General features: G+C 70.4%; 18 protein-coding genes. 13 read left to right on the top strand and 5 right to left on the bottom strand.

The features are described 5' to 3' along the window. Positions 1–98 precede the first annotated feature (98 nt). The 3 genes from RYH80_RS10395 to RYH80_RS10385 form a co-directional block, all read right to left on the bottom strand. A complete protein-coding gene (locus tag RYH80_RS10395; RefSeq protein ID WP_370903799.1) occupies positions 99–839 on the bottom strand; it encodes an ArsR/SmtB family transcription factor in 741 nt (246 codons plus the stop codon). A gap of 91 nt (positions 840–930) precedes the next feature. Beyond that, positions 931–1608, bottom strand: coding sequence for an MBL fold metallo-hydrolase (locus RYH80_RS10390; protein ID WP_370903798.1), 678 nt, complete (start codon positions 1606–1608; stop codon positions 931–933). A 115-nt stretch (positions 1609–1723) separates the two neighbouring features. Continuing rightward, positions 1724–2167: an NUDIX hydrolase gene (locus RYH80_RS10385; protein WP_370903797.1), complete on the bottom strand. Its 444-nt coding sequence runs from the start codon at positions 2165–2167 to the stop codon at positions 1724–1726. 144 nt (positions 2168–2311) lie between these two features. On the opposite strand from RYH80_RS10385, the gene RYH80_RS10380 reads away from it, so the two are divergent. The 7 genes from RYH80_RS10380 to RYH80_RS10350 all read left to right on the top strand — a co-directional run bounded on the left by RYH80_RS10380 (position 2312) and on the right by RYH80_RS10350 (position 6749). Then, on the top strand, positions 2312–2848 hold the full coding sequence (locus tag RYH80_RS10380) for a DUF5809 family protein (protein WP_370903796.1): 537 nt from the start codon (positions 2312–2314) through the stop codon (positions 2846–2848). A 36-nt stretch (positions 2849–2884) separates the two neighbouring features. Next, positions 2885–3286 carry a hypothetical protein gene (locus RYH80_RS10375; protein WP_370903795.1) on the top strand — a complete coding sequence of 134 codons (402 nt, stop codon included), beginning with the start codon at positions 2885–2887 and terminating at the stop codon, positions 3284–3286. Positions 3287–3557: 271 nt separating this feature from the next. Beyond that, a complete protein-coding gene (locus tag RYH80_RS10370; RefSeq protein ID WP_370904701.1) occupies positions 3558–4070 on the top strand; it encodes an NUDIX hydrolase in 513 nt (170 codons plus the stop codon). Next, positions 4067–4687: an NUDIX hydrolase gene (locus tag RYH80_RS10365; protein ID WP_370903793.1), complete on the top strand. Its 621-nt coding sequence runs from the start codon at positions 4067–4069 to the stop codon at positions 4685–4687. Before RYH80_RS10370 ends, RYH80_RS10365 begins: the two co-directional genes overlap by 4 nt. 188 nt (positions 4688–4875) lie before the next feature. Beyond that, the gene (locus tag RYH80_RS10360; protein ID WP_370903792.1) at positions 4876–5274 is read left to right on the top strand and encodes a rhodanese-like domain-containing protein; all 399 of its coding nucleotides are present in this window, start codon (positions 4876–4878) and stop codon (positions 5272–5274) included. Positions 5275–5400: 126 nt separating this feature from the next. Then, positions 5401–5553 carry a hypothetical protein gene (locus RYH80_RS10355; protein WP_370903791.1) on the top strand — a complete coding sequence of 51 codons (153 nt, stop codon included), beginning with the start codon at positions 5401–5403 and terminating at the stop codon, positions 5551–5553. Beyond that, complete coding sequence (locus RYH80_RS10350; RefSeq protein ID WP_370903790.1) at positions 5541–6749, top strand: aspartate kinase; 1209 nt, start codon at positions 5541–5543, stop codon at positions 6747–6749. Before RYH80_RS10355 ends, RYH80_RS10350 begins: the two co-directional genes overlap by 13 nt. Positions 6750–6832: 83 nt before the next feature. On the opposite strand, the gene RYH80_RS10345 is transcribed toward RYH80_RS10350, so the two are convergent. Next, positions 6833–7510 (bottom strand): metallophosphoesterase family protein, encoded by a 678-nt coding sequence (locus RYH80_RS10345; RefSeq protein WP_370903788.1) that lies wholly within the window; start codon positions 7508–7510, stop codon positions 6833–6835. A 108-nt stretch (positions 7511–7618) separates the two neighbouring features. Between RYH80_RS10345 and RYH80_RS10340 the strand changes: the two genes are divergently transcribed. From RYH80_RS10340 to RYH80_RS10325, 4 genes are all read left to right on the top strand, one after another. Continuing rightward, positions 7619–8476: a DUF8528 domain-containing protein gene (locus RYH80_RS10340; RefSeq protein ID WP_370903787.1), complete on the top strand. Its 858-nt coding sequence runs from the start codon at positions 7619–7621 to the stop codon at positions 8474–8476. Positions 8477–8782: 306 nt separating this feature from the next. Next, positions 8783–9133: a winged helix-turn-helix transcriptional regulator gene (locus RYH80_RS10335; protein WP_370904700.1), complete on the top strand. Its 351-nt coding sequence runs from the start codon at positions 8783–8785 to the stop codon at positions 9131–9133. Between the two features lie 137 nt (positions 9134–9270). Further along, positions 9271–9660 carry a DUF7532 family protein gene (locus RYH80_RS10330; RefSeq protein WP_370903786.1) on the top strand — a complete coding sequence of 130 codons (390 nt, stop codon included), beginning with the start codon at positions 9271–9273 and terminating at the stop codon, positions 9658–9660. Beyond that, a complete protein-coding gene (locus tag RYH80_RS10325; protein ID WP_370903785.1) occupies positions 9657–11279 on the top strand; it encodes a ribonuclease FAU-1 family protein in 1623 nt (540 codons plus the stop codon). Before RYH80_RS10330 ends, RYH80_RS10325 begins: the two co-directional genes overlap by 4 nt. A gap of 219 nt (positions 11280–11498) precedes the next feature. Here the strand turns inward: RYH80_RS10325 and RYH80_RS10320 are convergent, their stop codons facing one another. Beyond that, positions 11499–11792 carry a winged helix-turn-helix transcriptional regulator gene (locus RYH80_RS10320; protein WP_370903784.1) on the bottom strand — a complete coding sequence of 98 codons (294 nt, stop codon included), beginning with the start codon at positions 11790–11792 and terminating at the stop codon, positions 11499–11501. 141 nt (positions 11793–11933) lie between these two features. Between RYH80_RS10320 and RYH80_RS10315 the strand changes: the two genes are divergently transcribed. Both RYH80_RS10315 and RYH80_RS10310 read left to right on the top strand, forming a co-directional pair. Continuing rightward, entirely contained in the window at positions 11934–12242 is a 309-nt protein-coding gene (locus RYH80_RS10315; protein ID WP_370903783.1) for an EMC6-like membrane protein, read from the top strand. A 2-nt stretch (positions 12243–12244) separates the two neighbouring features. Further along, positions 12245–14074 carry a ribosome biogenesis/translation initiation ATPase RLI gene (locus tag RYH80_RS10310; RefSeq protein WP_370903782.1) on the top strand — a complete coding sequence of 610 codons (1830 nt, stop codon included), beginning with the start codon at positions 12245–12247 and terminating at the stop codon, positions 14072–14074. Positions 14075–14118: the final 44 nt, after the last annotated feature.

The following is a 14118-nucleotide window of genomic DNA, read 5'->3' as shown; positions in this document are numbered from 1 at the left end:
CGCTCGCCGGTCTGTCACCCCCGTCTCGTGGGACGGACGGCTCGTCGGGCGACGGGACGACGACACCGCGATCAGAGAGCGGTGTCACGTCGATCACCTCACCGACGGTCGCGTCTCGCGAGCGCGAGGACGGTCGCCGCCACGAGCAGTCCACCGGCGAAGAAGAGGAGTCCGGGTGCGACACCGCCCGTCTGTGCCGCCGTCCCGCCGACGGCGTCGGGCACCCGTGTCACGCCACCGCCGCCGCCACCGAACGTCGCCTGGACGAGGAGACTGCCGGCGGCGAGGACGGCGACGCCGCCCAACAGACTCCGCAGGGAGTCGAGCAACGACGACTCCTCCGTCTCGCGACCGACGGCGACGACGGTCTGTTCGTCCGTCGGCGCGTACACGTCCATCTCGCGCCCCTTGACCGAGTACCGGGTGTCGCTCACCTCCGCGAGGTCCGCGTCGCGGAGGTTGTCGAGGTGGTGGCGCACGTTCTGGACGGAGGTGTCGGCCGCCTCGGCCAACTCCGAGGCGGTCCGCGGCCGCTCGTGTAACGCCGTGAGGATCGATCGCGCGGTCTCGGAGGACAACGACTCGATCAACGTGGCCGCGTCGTCTCCGTCGAGCCAACAGAGTCGCACGTCGTCGTCGGTCGTCGTCGCGTCCGGCGTCGTCGTGGCTGCCTCGGACGCCTTCCCCGACTCGCCGACCGTGCCCGCCGCCTCCGCGGTCGCCTCCCGACCCAGGAGCCGGCGGGGCTCGTCGGTGACGACGCCGCCGTCGGCGCGCTGGACTCGCTCGCCCGACTCCGGGTCCTGCTCGTCGGGATCCGACGGAATCGACTCTGACATTGAGGATACGTACCACACAAGAGAACTAAACGTTTCTGACGAGTTTCACCCGATCTTCGGTGTATGTCGACACCGTCGGTGGGGGGAGTGGTCAGTCGAGTTCGACCGCCAGTCGTCGGAGGGCGTCGCTCGCGCCGGTCTGCAGCGGCGTCCCGTGACCCATGCCGGCGACGGAGACGGTCGGGTCGCGGTCGGCCAACTGCCGGACGCTGTCGGCGACGGTCGCGGTGTCGTAGCTGACGACCCACGGGGACGGGGACAACGCGCCGTCGGCCTCGCGCACCAGGTCACCCAGGAACGCCGTGTCGAGCCGCTCGCTCACCCACGCGAGGTGGCCGGGGCCGTGTCCCGGTGTGTGGTGGGCGGTGAAGCTCCCGACCGTCTCGCCGTCCGCGACTCGTTCGACCGGCAGCGACGGGTGGTCGAGGAACGGGCGGGTCACTCGCTGGAGCAGCGCCTTGTGGGGCCAGAGCCCGGGTGTCGCACTCCCGTCGAGGAAGGAGGCGTCCGGCTCGTGGGCGTACACCGGCGCGTCGAGCGCCGGCAGTGTCGCCAGCGCCCCGACGTGGTCGTAGTCGTAGTGGGTGAGCAGCACGCGGTCCACATCGGCGACCGCGTGCCCCGCCGCGACGACCCCCTCCCGGATCGCGTCGGCGTCGCTCGGCGTCCCGGCGTCGAGCAAGACGAGATCGTCGTCGTCCTCGACGAGGAAGACGTTCGACGCCGACCCCTCGATCCACCAGACGCCCTCGCGGAGTCGTTCTGTCACGACCGTACCAGCGACTCTACGGGCAAGAGTCGTCCGGTCGACCGGCTCCCCGATTCGGTCGGCCACGGGGGGTTCGTCCGGTCACGTGACTCCGCACTCGGCCGAGCGAGTCGCCTCACCACCCGCGGTCGGGGCGTGCCTCGTCCGCGTCGCGGAGGTACCGCTCCGTGTACCCTGGTACGTCGGACCGCTCGTCGAGCGCCGCGAGCGACACCCACTCGACGCCCGCGACCTCGTCGGCCGCGACCGGGCGCGCCTCTCCGTCGGCGTACTCGCACAGGCAGACGACGTTCAGACACGCGGTGCCGTCGTCGGTCTCGAAGGTCCCGCTGGCGACGACCGTGACGCGGTCGACCACGACACCGACCTCCTCGCGGAGTTCTCGCCGGACGGTGGCATCGAGTGCGTCGCGCTCCCCGGGTGGCGCCTCCAGTTTGCCGCCGGGGAGCCCGAGCACTCCGGCGGCGTGGGCCTCGTCGGCCGCCCGCTCGATCAGGAGGTACTCGCCGTCTCGGTACACCGCTCCGTCGACGTTCACGACGTAACCGTACTCGTCCACGGTCGCGGCGTCGCCGAGCGGACACTTCAAACGACGGGAGATGCGGGCTCCCGTCCCGACCGTCGGTCCGGCTCGGTACCTGCTCGACGCGCGCGTCGCGGACGGGTCGAACGACTCTTTCGCGTCGCCGCCTCAGCGTGTCGTATGGACGACGACACCGACACGACTGTCGAGCGCGAGGGGACACTCGCACCCGAGACGGTCGCGGCGGCCCGCGAGGAGTACGCGTCGTTGGTCGCGACGGCGAAGGTGGTCACCCGCGAGGCGGCGAAGGCGATGGCGTTCGACCGCGCAGAGTACGCCGACCGTGTCGACGAGGACGTGATCGCGTCCGTCCGCGACGCCCTGTTCGCCTCGCTGTTGGCGGTCCAGGTCGGCGACCGCGCGGCGTTCGAGGCGTGGTGTGACGCCAACCCCGAGTACGAGCCGGTCGTCGAGGGGAGCGAGCACGCCGACCGCGTCGTCTGGCACGCGCCGCCGTTCGCCGACCACGTCGTCGCCGCCACCTTCGTCGACGAACGCGAGGCCGCCGTCGGCACCCTCCGCCGTCAGGCGTTCGGGCGACTCTACCGCGACGTACTCGACGAGACGGACGGAGACAGCGGAGATGGCGGGAGTCGAGACGGCACCGTCGACGGCGACGAGCCGGGTGTCGACGACCCCGCCGACCCCGAGGCGTAACGTAACGGGTTTGCGCCCGAGTCGGGTAGTGGTCGTATGCGCCCGATCACGCGGAAGTTCGTGTACGGCCTCCTCGCGTCGGTCCTCGTCCTCCTCGCGTTGGGGGCCGTCCCCTCGCTGCTCGGCTCGGGGGAGCCGTACTACCTCACCGCGGAGCCGACCGCCGAGTCCGGCCCGGCGTACAACCTCACCGCCGAGGGGACCGACGACCTCACGCGGCGCCGCTTCGAGTACTTCTTCTCCGCCGTCGAGGGCCCCGCGAACCGCTCGAAGCCGTACCGCCGCGGCCCGGTCGGGGTCAAGGAGTCGTTCACCCACTCCCCGTTCGACGAACTGGAGTCGTTCCGGTCGTTCGCCCCCGCGAACGCGACGACGACCGACGGCGTCTTCGTCGAGTTCGAGGGGACACGCTACCGCGTCCGCGTCGCGCAGAACTGACGGTCGGCTGCTCTCCGTGGCCGTCTCCCGGACCGCCACTCTGCCGCAGAACCGAAACGGAGAGGCCCGCGGCGCCCGGAGTGGGGTCGTGACCGAGGACGCCAGTGGACACGACGCAGACGGGAGCGAACACGACCCAGACAGGCGCAGCAACGACGCAGACGGGCGCAGCCACGACGCAGACGGAACTGACGACGACCCGGCCGCACCGCCGGCCGGACTACTCGAGGACGGCCGCCGCCACGACTGGCCGGGGGAGCCGGCGTGGCCGGTGGTGGAGTCGAGCTTGGAGTACGAGACCGGCTGGGTGCAGGCCGGCTACGACCTCGTCGAACAGCCGAACGGCACGACGAAACGCTACTACTGGGCGGAGTTGGCGACCGCCGTCGTCGTCCTGGCACGGGCCGACGACCAGTTGTTGTTCGTCGAACAGTACCGCCCCACCGTCCGGGAGACACAGATGGAACTGCCCGCGGGGATCGTCGAGGCGGGGGAGTCGTACACGACCGCTGCTCGCCGGGAGCTGCGTGAGGAGACGGGCTTCGACGCCGGGAGTCTCTCCTTGTTACAGGACGTGGCCTGCACGACCGGGCTGTTGCGCCACCGCCGCGGGTTCGTGTTCGCCGAGGACCTCACGCCGGTCGAACAGTCGCTCGACGACAACGAGTTCCTCACACCCCGGACGGTTCCCGTCGACGAGGCCGTCGCCATCGCCCGCGAGCAGCCGACGAACGACGCGACGCTCGAAGGTGTGTTGCTCGCCAGTGAGGAGGGGCTGTTGTGAGTAGGGACGCGGACGACGTGGGGCCGGAGACGGAGATGGACGACGCGGTGGCGGAGACGGACGCCAACGGCGTAGCGCCGGAGACGAACGCGGAGTGGCCGGTCGTGGAGACGGAGACGTTCCGCGAGACCCCGTGGGTCGACACCGGGCGTGACCGCGTCCGCCGGCCAGACGGCGAGACCGCGGACTACTACTGGGCCAGCCAGGACCCAGCGGTCGCGGTCGTCGCTCACGACCGAGAGGCGGACAGGCTCGTCACCGTCGAGCAGTACCGTCCCCGGTTCCGCCGGCGGTTCGAGTCGTGTCCGGGCGGCGGTGTGGAAGACGACGAGGAGCCGGCCGCGGCCGCACGCAGAGAACTCCGGGAGGAGACCGGCTACGAGGCCGGCGAGACGACCCACCTCGGAGCGTACCACCCGGCCGGTGTCCTCCGACTGACGAGACACGTCGTGTACGCGACGGCGCTCACCGAACGCGATCCCGATCCAGACGACGGGGAGTGGCTGACGGTCCACCGCCGCGACCCTGAGACGTTCCTCGCGGAGACGCTGGAGGGTGTTCGAACCGGCTGGACGGTGACGCCGTTGCTGTGGGCTCGCGAGGCGGATCTCCTGTGACGGACTGTCTCCTCTCGACGTGCCCGTCTCGCCGTCGACACGGGTGTCGCCCCGTGCCGTGACGGTGGGCGTCGTGTCGGCTCGTAACGACGAGCGTCGTGCCGTGACGGTGGGCGTCGTGTCGGCTCGTAACGACGAGTGTCGTGCCGTGACGACGGGCTCTTGCCGTCCCCACCCGTGGCGTGGGTATGGACGGCGAGATCGAGCCGGCGGAGCTGCGCGACAGCCTGGACGACGACACGGACAGACGGATCGTCGACATCCGCAACCCGACCGCCTTCGAACGCGGGCACATCCCGGGGGCGGACAACGTCCCGCTCCAACAGTTGCCCGAGCGTGTCGACGCGCTGCGCGACGCGGACCACGTCGTCACGGTCTGCCCACACGGGAAGGCGAGCGTGAAGGCCGCACGACTGATCGGCTCCTTCGAGGGGACGGACGCGACCGTCGAGAGTCTCGCCGGCGGACTCGAAGCCTGGGAGGGGCCCCTGGAGACCCCTGCGGCGGCCGGCGAACCCGACGAGGGGCCGACGGGAACGGACACGACCACCACGGACGCGGACGGCGGCTCCGAGGCACCCTTCTGAGGGGCTGCCGCCGAGACGCTCTCCGACGACTCGCCGCCGTCGCCGCCCGCCGCTCGTCCGACCCGTTCGGCGCGAGCAGTCGCCGGAGTGGACAGCGTTAAACGGGAACCAGCGTTACTCGTTGCCATGCACACGGACACCGACGGGAGACCGACCGACGGCAGGCTACTCGCCGCCGGCGGTCTCCGGCTCGTGACGACGGCAACCGACCACGCCGTGGGGCGTCTCGAAGCCGACCACGCAGCGGTACGTCCGGGGGGCCACGGGTGCGCGTCGTAGCGAAGTTCGGCGGCACGTCGCTGGGCACCGGCGAGCGGGTCGAGCGGGCGGCCGACTCCATCGCCTCCGTCGTCGCCGACGGTCACCAGATCGCCGTCGTCGCCTCCGCGATGGGGTCGACGACGGACGAACTACTCGACGACATCACCTTCGAGGCGGACAACGCCGACCGCGCGGAGATCGTCTCGATGGGGGAACGCACCTCCGTCCGAATGTTGAAGGCCGCGCTGGCGGCCCGCGACGTGGACGCCACCTTCGTCGAGCCGGGCGGCGACCTCTGGCCCGTCATCACCGACAGCCACGGGGAGGTCGACCCCGAGACGACCCGCGAGCGAGCCGCGGCGTTGGCCGACGCGATGGACGACACGGTGCCGGTCGTCACGGGCTTCCTGGCGGAGACGCCCGCGGGGAACGTGACCACGCTCGGCCGCGGTGGCTCGGACACGACCGCCGTGATGTTGGGTAACTACATGGACGCCGACGAGGTCGTCATCGTCACCGACGTGGAGGGTGTGATGACCGGCGACCCCGGGGTCGTCGAGGGGGCCCGCAACGTCGCGCGGATCACCGTCGACGAACTCCGGAACCTCTCGTTCCGCGGCGCGGAGGTGATCGCTCCCTCCGCGCTGTCGTACAAAGACGAGGCCCTGGACGTGCGGGTGCTCCACTACCAGCACGGGGACCTGACGACGGGTGGGACGAACATCGAGGGGACGTTCCAGAACATCGTCGACATGGAGGAGGACCCGTTGGCGTGTATCACCGTCGCGGGGCGTGCGATCCGGAACCGGCCGGGGATCCTCTCGGACCTCTCGGAGGCACTGTTCGAGCAGGGGATCAACGTCGACGCCGTCGCCTCGGGGATGGACTCGCTGACGTTCTACGTCGACGCCGACGACGCGGAGACCGCCGAGACGACGCTCCACGAGGAGGTGGTCGACGACGAGTCGCTGTCGTCGGTCACCAACGAGTCCGACTTCGCGGTCGTCCGCGTGATGGGTGGGGAGTTGCCGAACCGCCCGGGCGTCATCAACGAGATCGTCGGCCCCATCTCGGAGGCGGGTGTGACGATCCACGACCTGGTCACCTCCGCCACCTCCGTCGCCGTCTTCGTCGACTGGACGGAACGCGAGGAGGTACTCTCGACCGTCCAAGAGCAGGTGTCGATCGTCCACGAGGGCGTCGACCGGGCCTGACCACGCCGCTCTCGGCACCGAGACGCCGGTCACCACGACACCCGCCACGTCGCCCGCGACGCCGCCGTGACCGGTCGATCCGACTACCGACCTTCGTACAGTCGTTGGCCGATCTTCTTCGGGAGTCCCGCCGCCTCGACGGCGGCGGCGACCGCGTCGATATCGTACGCGACGCGGTGTTCCGTCACCGTCCGCTCGTCGAGGTCGACGACGGCGAACGCCGCCTTCGGGTCGCCGTCGCGGGGTTGGCCGACGCTGCCGGGGTTACAGACGATCCCGTCGGCGTACACCTCGTGGTGTTGGACGTGCGTGTGCCCCAACACGAGCAGGTCGGGGTCGTCGGCGGCCGCCAGCAACTCCGGGCCGAACTCCTCGGGGTAGGTATAGTGGTCCGGTCGCTCCGGGTGGCCGTGTGCGATCACCACGCGGTCGTCACAGACGCGTCGTCGCTCCGGGAGGTCGCCGAGCCACGCGAGCGCGTCGTCGGCCAACTGCTCGCGGGCGTACTCGACGCCGGCGGCGGCCATCGAGTTGAACCGGAAGCCGCTCCCGTCGGCGACGGCGCGGTCGTGGTTGCCCAGCACCGTCGGCACGTCGCGCTCTCGGATCGTCTCGACACACGCGGCGGGCCAGGGGTTGTAGCCGACCACGTCGCCGGCACAGAGGAGTCGGTCGACGGGGTCGAGGTCGGACAGTTCCGCCAACACCGCCGTCAGCGCCACCTCGTTGCCGTGGATGTCCGAGAGGAGTGCCAGACGCATACGCCTCCGTTGGGTGTGGGTGTAGTTGAACCCCGGTGTCGTGGCCGGTCGCTGCGGCCCCCCCCGAGAGGCACAACACTCACCACCGCCGGCCGACCACACGTCGGTGTGCACGAACTCGACTGCGACTTCTGTGACGCTCCGGCCGTGGGGGCCTACGAGGTGGGACCGGAGCCGCCCGAGCGGTCGCCGACCGACCGGCGGCGACTCGTGCTGTGTGGGGAGTGTCGCGAGACGCTGGCTGTCGCCATCGAACCACTCCTCGACCGACTCGACGCCGCCGAGGCGAGCGCCGGGGGCGACGCGGCCGACGACGGCGCGTCCGGCGGACGACGAGTCGACACGGGGACCGACGCCGGTCGACCCGCCGACCGCGCGGACGGGGATCGCGTCTCTCGTGGCCGAGGGGAGGGCCAGACGAACGAGAGGCAGACGGACGAGAGGCAGACGGACGAGAGGCAGACGGACGAAGGCAGTCGGACGCGAGACGCCGGACAGACGCGTGACGGCGACGGGATCACCGTCGACGTGAGTGCGGACGACTCGACGGCGGCGGGAGACGGAGCCGATCCGACGGCGACGAGTGGCGGAGAAGACGACGCGGCGACGGACGACCCGCTCGCGACGGACACCACCGCGGAGGACGGCGCGGCGACCGACGGCCACTCCGTGACCGCGACGGACGACACCGACGATCGCTCGACGGCCGAGGGAGCACCGCAGCCCGGAGACGACGAGACGACGACCGAGGCGACCGGCGACGAGCAGGTGGGCGAGGAGCCGCCCCAGTTCAGACGCGTGATGCGGCTGTTGAACAATCGCGAGTTCCCGGTCGACCGCGCGGAGTTCGCCGACCTGGCGACCGGCGCGTACGGTCTCGACGACGGCGAGGTCGACCGGATCGTGGAGTACGCCGTCGATCGCGGTGTCCTCGCCGTCGACGACGGCCGACTGGTGAAGGGGTGACCTCCGCCCACCCGTGAGGGAGTCGGCGCTGCGGTCGTCGTCCACCGACGACGGGCGACGGTCGACTCTACACTGCCCGGTTTCACAGTGACACCTGCTGTCGGTCGGAAGCCACTTGTAGTCGCAGTACCGAGTTGTGTCGAGACACCGATGTCGACACCAGACACCGCGGGCGACGGGACGGAGACGGCGACGGGCGACGGAGAGACGGCAGTCGACGAGAGCGACACGACGGCAGCGAACGACACGGCGACGAGCACGGGTGACGCGACGAGCGGCGACAGCGTCGCGGAGACGAACAGCGAGGTGTGTTCGGTCGTGCGCGCCGTCGAGGAGATCGGCTCGGAGTGGCGGTTGATCGTCCTCCACGGGCTCCAAGACGGGGAGCACCGGTTCAACGAACTCAAGCGCGCGACGGGTGCCAACTCCCGGACGCTCTCGCGGGTGCTCGACGACCTGGAGGCGGCCGGCCTCGTCGACCGGCGGGTCGAGGACCGCCCCATCGCCACCTACTACAGTCTGACCCCCGCGGGCGAGCGCCTCTGTCCGGTGTTCGAGGAGTTGGAGTCGTGGGCCGACGAGTGGTTGCTGACCGAGAGCGCGGACGCCGACGCGGAGGCGGGGGAGGGAGACGGGGCCGCCGCCGCGGACGACTGATCCCTCGGTGTGTCGGCCCCGACACGGAGCCGGACGACCGACCGCGGCGACGCGACGGGGGAGAGACGACGGGAGACGGCCGTCGCCCGGCGTACCGAAATGGGACGGTTCAAACGCCCGCGGACCGAACTCCCCCCGTGCACTTCGACCCACGGACACAGGCGGCACTGCGGGAGGTGGGACTGTCGACGACGGAGATCGAACGGGCCTCCGAGCACGTCGTCGAGCAGACGGCCGAGACCGCCGCGACACTGGAGGCGTTCTTCGCGGACGACGGGACGTACTACTCCGACGCGGATCTGGCACACGCGAGCGACGGGGTCGTCTCCCACGAGGTGCAGTTCCTCGACACGTACACCCACGCGGCGGACCTCCGCGGCTACCTCCGGTTCGACGGCTGGGGTGTGCCCGTAGAGGGCGGTCGCGTCCTCGACGAAGACGACGGCACGCCGACACTCGTCGAACTCTCCCTGGGCCCGACCGTCCACCAGCGCGTCCGCTTCGCCCGCGAGGAGGCTCGACTGTGACGGGTGGCGACACCCCGTCGGAGCCGGTCGCGGTGAAACTCCGCGGGATCTACACCACCGCGCTCACGCGACTGTTCGACGCGGCCGGCCACGAGGTGGTGCAGGCGTCGCCGCCGATCCGGCGACGGTTCGACGCCGACTTCTCGCGACACCCGTGGGACGCGCGGGTCGCGACCGGGCCGGACCGACAGGGGGTCGGCGTCCACGGCGCACCCGACGCGACGGCGACGGTCCGGGAGCGACTCGGTGCCGTCGGGATCGACGCGCTGTCGTGGACGGACCCGGTGCCGACGGCGGCGGTGTTCGACGGCGTCGTGACGGAGACGCTCGGTGGCGGCGCGGTCGTGGACCTGGGTGTCGACGCCGACGGCGGCCACGACGACGAGGGGTACCTCCCGTTCGACGAGGCGGACGGCTACGTGGAGACCGGCGACGAGGTTCTGGTTCAGGTCGACACGGCGACCGCCCCGTGGACGGACGACCGGCCCGAGCTGACGACGACGCTGCGTGCGCCCGGCGGACTGGCGACGCTCGTCCGCGGGCGCGAGGAGACCCGCGTCCGCGGCGGCGACGCCGAAGCGGCCCGCGAACTGGCGGGGATGACGGACCTCCTCGACGCCGAGACGCCCGACGGCTGGGGGATCGAGTGGAACCGCGCGGCACCCGAGGCGGAACTGGACGCGCTCCGCGCGTCGCTGACGCTCGCCGGCGAGCGTGCGACGGCGATCGACGACGCGCTCGACGGGGACGACGCACTCGACGGGGACGGCGGCGGCGACCCACTCGCCCGCGACGGGGACGACACCGACGGGCCGGACGACCGCTCCCCGGCACTCGTGACGCCGCTCGCGACGGCGTGGGTGTGGTTCGGGCGCGTCTCGCGGTTCGCGCTCGACGACCACCGGCGTGCCGTCACGAGTACGATGCCGGGCCACCACCGGACGAAGGCGGCCTCGCGCGACGCGAGTGCCGGGGTCGACTTCGCCGAGGCACTGTGTTCGTTCGACGACGCGGATGTCGGTGGGAGCGGTGACGCGACGGCCGCGGAGGCCGAGGAGCGCGGTGACGCGACGGGTGCGAGCGACACGGCCGACGCAGACGACGCGGCCGATCTCGACTTCCCGTTCGCCGTCGTCACCGACCAGTTCGGGCCGGTCGAGGGTGACCGGATCGGGATCGACCACGGGAAACCGGACGGTCGGCTCGTCTCGTTGGGTCGTGGCGAGGTCGTCTCGCGGGAGCCGGACGGCACCGTCACCGTCGAGCGGTCGATGTCGGCCGGTGGCACCTACGACGCGCTCGGGACCCCCCGGGCCGCCGGCGACACCGCGCGGACGAAGTTCGTCGAGGGGCGCTGGTGGTACCCGACGGTGTACCGCAGCGCCGACGGGGAGTCGAAGGGCACCTACGTCAACGTCTGTACCCCGGTCGAGGTGTTCCCGGACGCCGTCCGGTACGTCGACCTCCACGTCGACGTGGTGAAGTACCCCGACGGCACCGTGGAACGCGTCGACGACGACGAACTCGACGCGGCCGTCGCGGCCGGCGCACTCCCGGAGGCGACCGCCGACCGTGCCCGTGCGGTCGCGAGAGCCGTCGCACGCGGACTGCAGAACTGAGAGCGGCCGTCCGGGTCGGACCCACCGCTGCGGGTGGTGTGTCGTCGAGCGTCGCCCACGGTCCGTCTCTCGGACCCCCCGCGGTCCGTCGAGACGGTCGCGACCACCGAGCGAGTCGGTGGTCGTCGGGTGTCTTCGTCCGTCTACTGCTCGCTCGTTCGCCGTACTCGGGCGTCCTACTCTCTCGCCGTTCTCGAGCCCGCTGCTCGATCGCCGGTCTCAAGCCTCCTGCTCGGACTCCTTCCCGTGTGGGTGGGAGTCGCCGGGGACGCTGTCGACGCCGTCCTCGGTGAGCTGGTAGAGGTTCTGTCGCGCGTCGGCGAAGTAGACGTCCTCGTCCACGACACCGATGTTCTCCAGTCGTTCGAGCGCGTACCGCACCGTCCGCGCCGAGAGCATCGACTCTTCGACGATCCCCTTCTGGGTCAGCGAGCCGTTGTACTCCAGTACCTTGAACACGAGCTTCGCACTCGGCGGCAAGTCGTCGAGTGTCTCCTCGTCGGATTCGGCCATCGTTACGATTCGAAACACGCAGTGTGTTAAAGCTTGACGGCTTCCGCGTGGGGCGGTGACACGTACGTAACCACCCACTACGGCCGCTCTCGCGTCCCCGAGAGCGAACCCCTTTAGTCGCCGGCTCACGCACGCTGTCGTATGGCTACCGAGACCACCACCGGGCTGTCCGACCACCTTCGGGGGGTGACGGTGACGACACTCGCCTGTGTCGGCGGGATCGTCGCCGCACTCGCGTCCGCACAGCTGTTCGGGGTGGGACTGGAGGCGGCGACGAGCCGTCTCTCGCTGGGCGTCGTCGCGGTCGTCCTCGCCGTCCAGTACCCACTGCTGAAGCTGATCGGCGTCGACGTCTCCGAGTTCGGCGTCAAGGACAACCTCTACGTCGTGTTCATGACGTTCACGTTCTGGTTCATCTCCTACGCGGTCCTGTTGTCGACCGGGGTGTGACGATGGCGGACGACAGTATCGCGGTCGTGGACTTGGACAGGTGCCAGCCCGACCGCTGCAACTACGAGTGTTCGAACTACTGTCCGCCCAACCGGACCGGGAAGGACTGTATCACCACCCGTGGGGAGCGGTACGACGAGGACGAGCCGTACGACGGCGCCCCCGACCAGATCTGGATCTCCGAGGAGATCTGTCTCGGCGAGTCGTGTGGGATCTGTGTCGAGAAGTGTCCGTTCGACGCCATCGAGATCATCAACCTCCCCTCGGAGTTGGACGACGAGCCGATCCACCGCTACGGGGAGAACGCCTTCGGGCTGTACGGGCTCCCCGTGCCCGAGCCTGGTGGCGTGACGGGGATCCTCGGCCCGAACGGCATCGGGAAGTCCACCGCCGTGCGGATGCTGTCGGGCGAGATGGTGCCGAACCTCGGGAACCACGAGACGGAGGCCGCCTGGGAGGCGGTGCTCGACCGCGTCCGCGGGACGGAACTGCAGACGTACGTCGAGCGGATCGTCGACGGGGAGATCGACGTGGCGCGCAAGCCGCAGTACGTCGACCAGATCCCCGACCAGTTCGACGGCCCGGTGCGTGCGCTGTTGGAGACGACCGACGAGCGCGGCGTGCTCGACGAGTTGGTCGACCGGCTGAACGTCCGCGCGGTGATGGACAGCCACATCGACGACATCTCGGGCGGGGAGCTCCAGCGGGTGGCGTTGGCGGCGACGCTGGCACGCGACGCGGAGTTCTACTTCTTCGACGAGATCACGCCGTACCTCGACGTGGGCCAGCGGATGACGGCGGCCCGACTCGTCCGGGAGTTGGCCGACGACGAGGACCGCGCCGTGATGGTCGTCGAACACGACCTGGCGATCCTCGACCTGCTGGCGGACACGCTCCACGTCACCTACGGGGAGCCGGGCGCGTACGGCGTCGTCACGGACCCCAAGTCCGTCCGCAACGGGATCAACGAGTACCTCTCGGGGTACCTCGACAACGAGAACATGCGGATCCGCCAGGAGGCCATCGAGTTCGAGGAACACGCCCCACAGGAGGCGACCGTCGGGCGACCGCTGTTGGAGTACCCCGAACTGTCGAAGTCGTACGGCGACGGCGCGTTCTCGCTGTCCGTCGAGCCGGGGACCATCCACGAGGCCGAGGTGTTGGGTGTCGTCGGCCCGAACGGGATCGGGAAGTCGACGTTCGCGAAGCTGTTGGCCGGGAAGCTCACGCCGGACGAGGGGTCGTTGGAGACGAACCTCGACATCGCGTACAAGCCGCAGTACATCGAGATCGACCAGCCGATGCGGGTCGACGCGTTCCTCTCGTCGGTGACGGACGACTTCGGCACCTCCTACTGGGACACGGAGGTCGCGCGGCCGCTCCAGCTCAACCGGCTGATGGAGCAGAACCTCGACGACCTCTCGGGCGGGGAGCGCCAGCGGGTCGCCATCGCTGCCACCATCTCGGAGGACGCGGACCTGTACCTGCTGGACGAACCCTCCGCACACCTCGACGTGGAACAGCGCGTGCAGGCGACGACCGCCATCCGGCGGTACGCCGAGCACAACGACGCCACGGTGATGGTGATCGACCACGACATCTACATGATCGACCTGCTGGCCGACCGCCTGCTGGTGTTCGACGGCGAGCCGGCGGCCCACGGGACCGCCCGCGAGCCACAGGAGATGCGCGCGGGGATGAACGACTTCCTCGCGGACCTGGACGTGACGTTCCGCCGCGACGAGCGGACGGGGCGACCACGGATCAACAAGCCCGGCTCGCAACTGGACAGCCAACAGAAGCGCGACGGCGAGTACTACTACACCGGGTAGCTCGGCGTCGCTCGGTCGCCGCGATCACCACGCTCCGTTCTCGG

The sequence above is a fragment of the Halobaculum sp. MBLA0147 genome, from assembly GCF_041361345.1.
Taxonomy (GTDB): Archaea; Halobacteriota; Halobacteria; order Halobacteriales; family Haloferacaceae; genus JAHENP01.
Note: the sequence above shows the minus strand (reverse complement) of the source record. Positions and strands in the feature narration are given on the sequence as shown.

Coding starts and splice junctions, on each gene's coding strand:
- RYH80_RS10360 (WP_370903792.1), top strand. CDS start 4,876: ATGGACGGCGAGATCGAGCCGGCGGAGCTGCGCGACAGCCTGGACGAC.
- RYH80_RS10380 (WP_370903796.1), top strand. CDS start 2,312: ATGGACGACGACACCGACACGACTGTCGAGCGCGAGGGGACACTCGCA.
- RYH80_RS10345 (WP_370903788.1), bottom strand. CDS start 7,510: ATGCGTCTGGCACTCCTCTCGGACATCCACGGCAACGAGGTGGCGCTG.
- RYH80_RS10395 (WP_370903799.1), bottom strand. CDS start 839: ATGTCAGAGTCGATTCCGTCGGATCCCGACGAGCAGGACCCGGAGTCG.
- RYH80_RS10355 (WP_370903791.1), top strand. CDS start 5,401: ATGCACACGGACACCGACGGGAGACCGACCGACGGCAGGCTACTCGCC.
- RYH80_RS10320 (WP_370903784.1), bottom strand. CDS start 11,792: ATGGCCGAATCCGACGAGGAGACACTCGACGACTTGCCGCCGAGTGCG.
- RYH80_RS10375 (WP_370903795.1), top strand. CDS start 2,885: ATGCGCCCGATCACGCGGAAGTTCGTGTACGGCCTCCTCGCGTCGGTC.
- RYH80_RS10310 (WP_370903782.1), top strand. CDS start 12,245: ATGGCGGACGACAGTATCGCGGTCGTGGACTTGGACAGGTGCCAGCCC.
- RYH80_RS10315 (WP_370903783.1), top strand. CDS start 11,934: ATGGCTACCGAGACCACCACCGGGCTGTCCGACCACCTTCGGGGGGTG.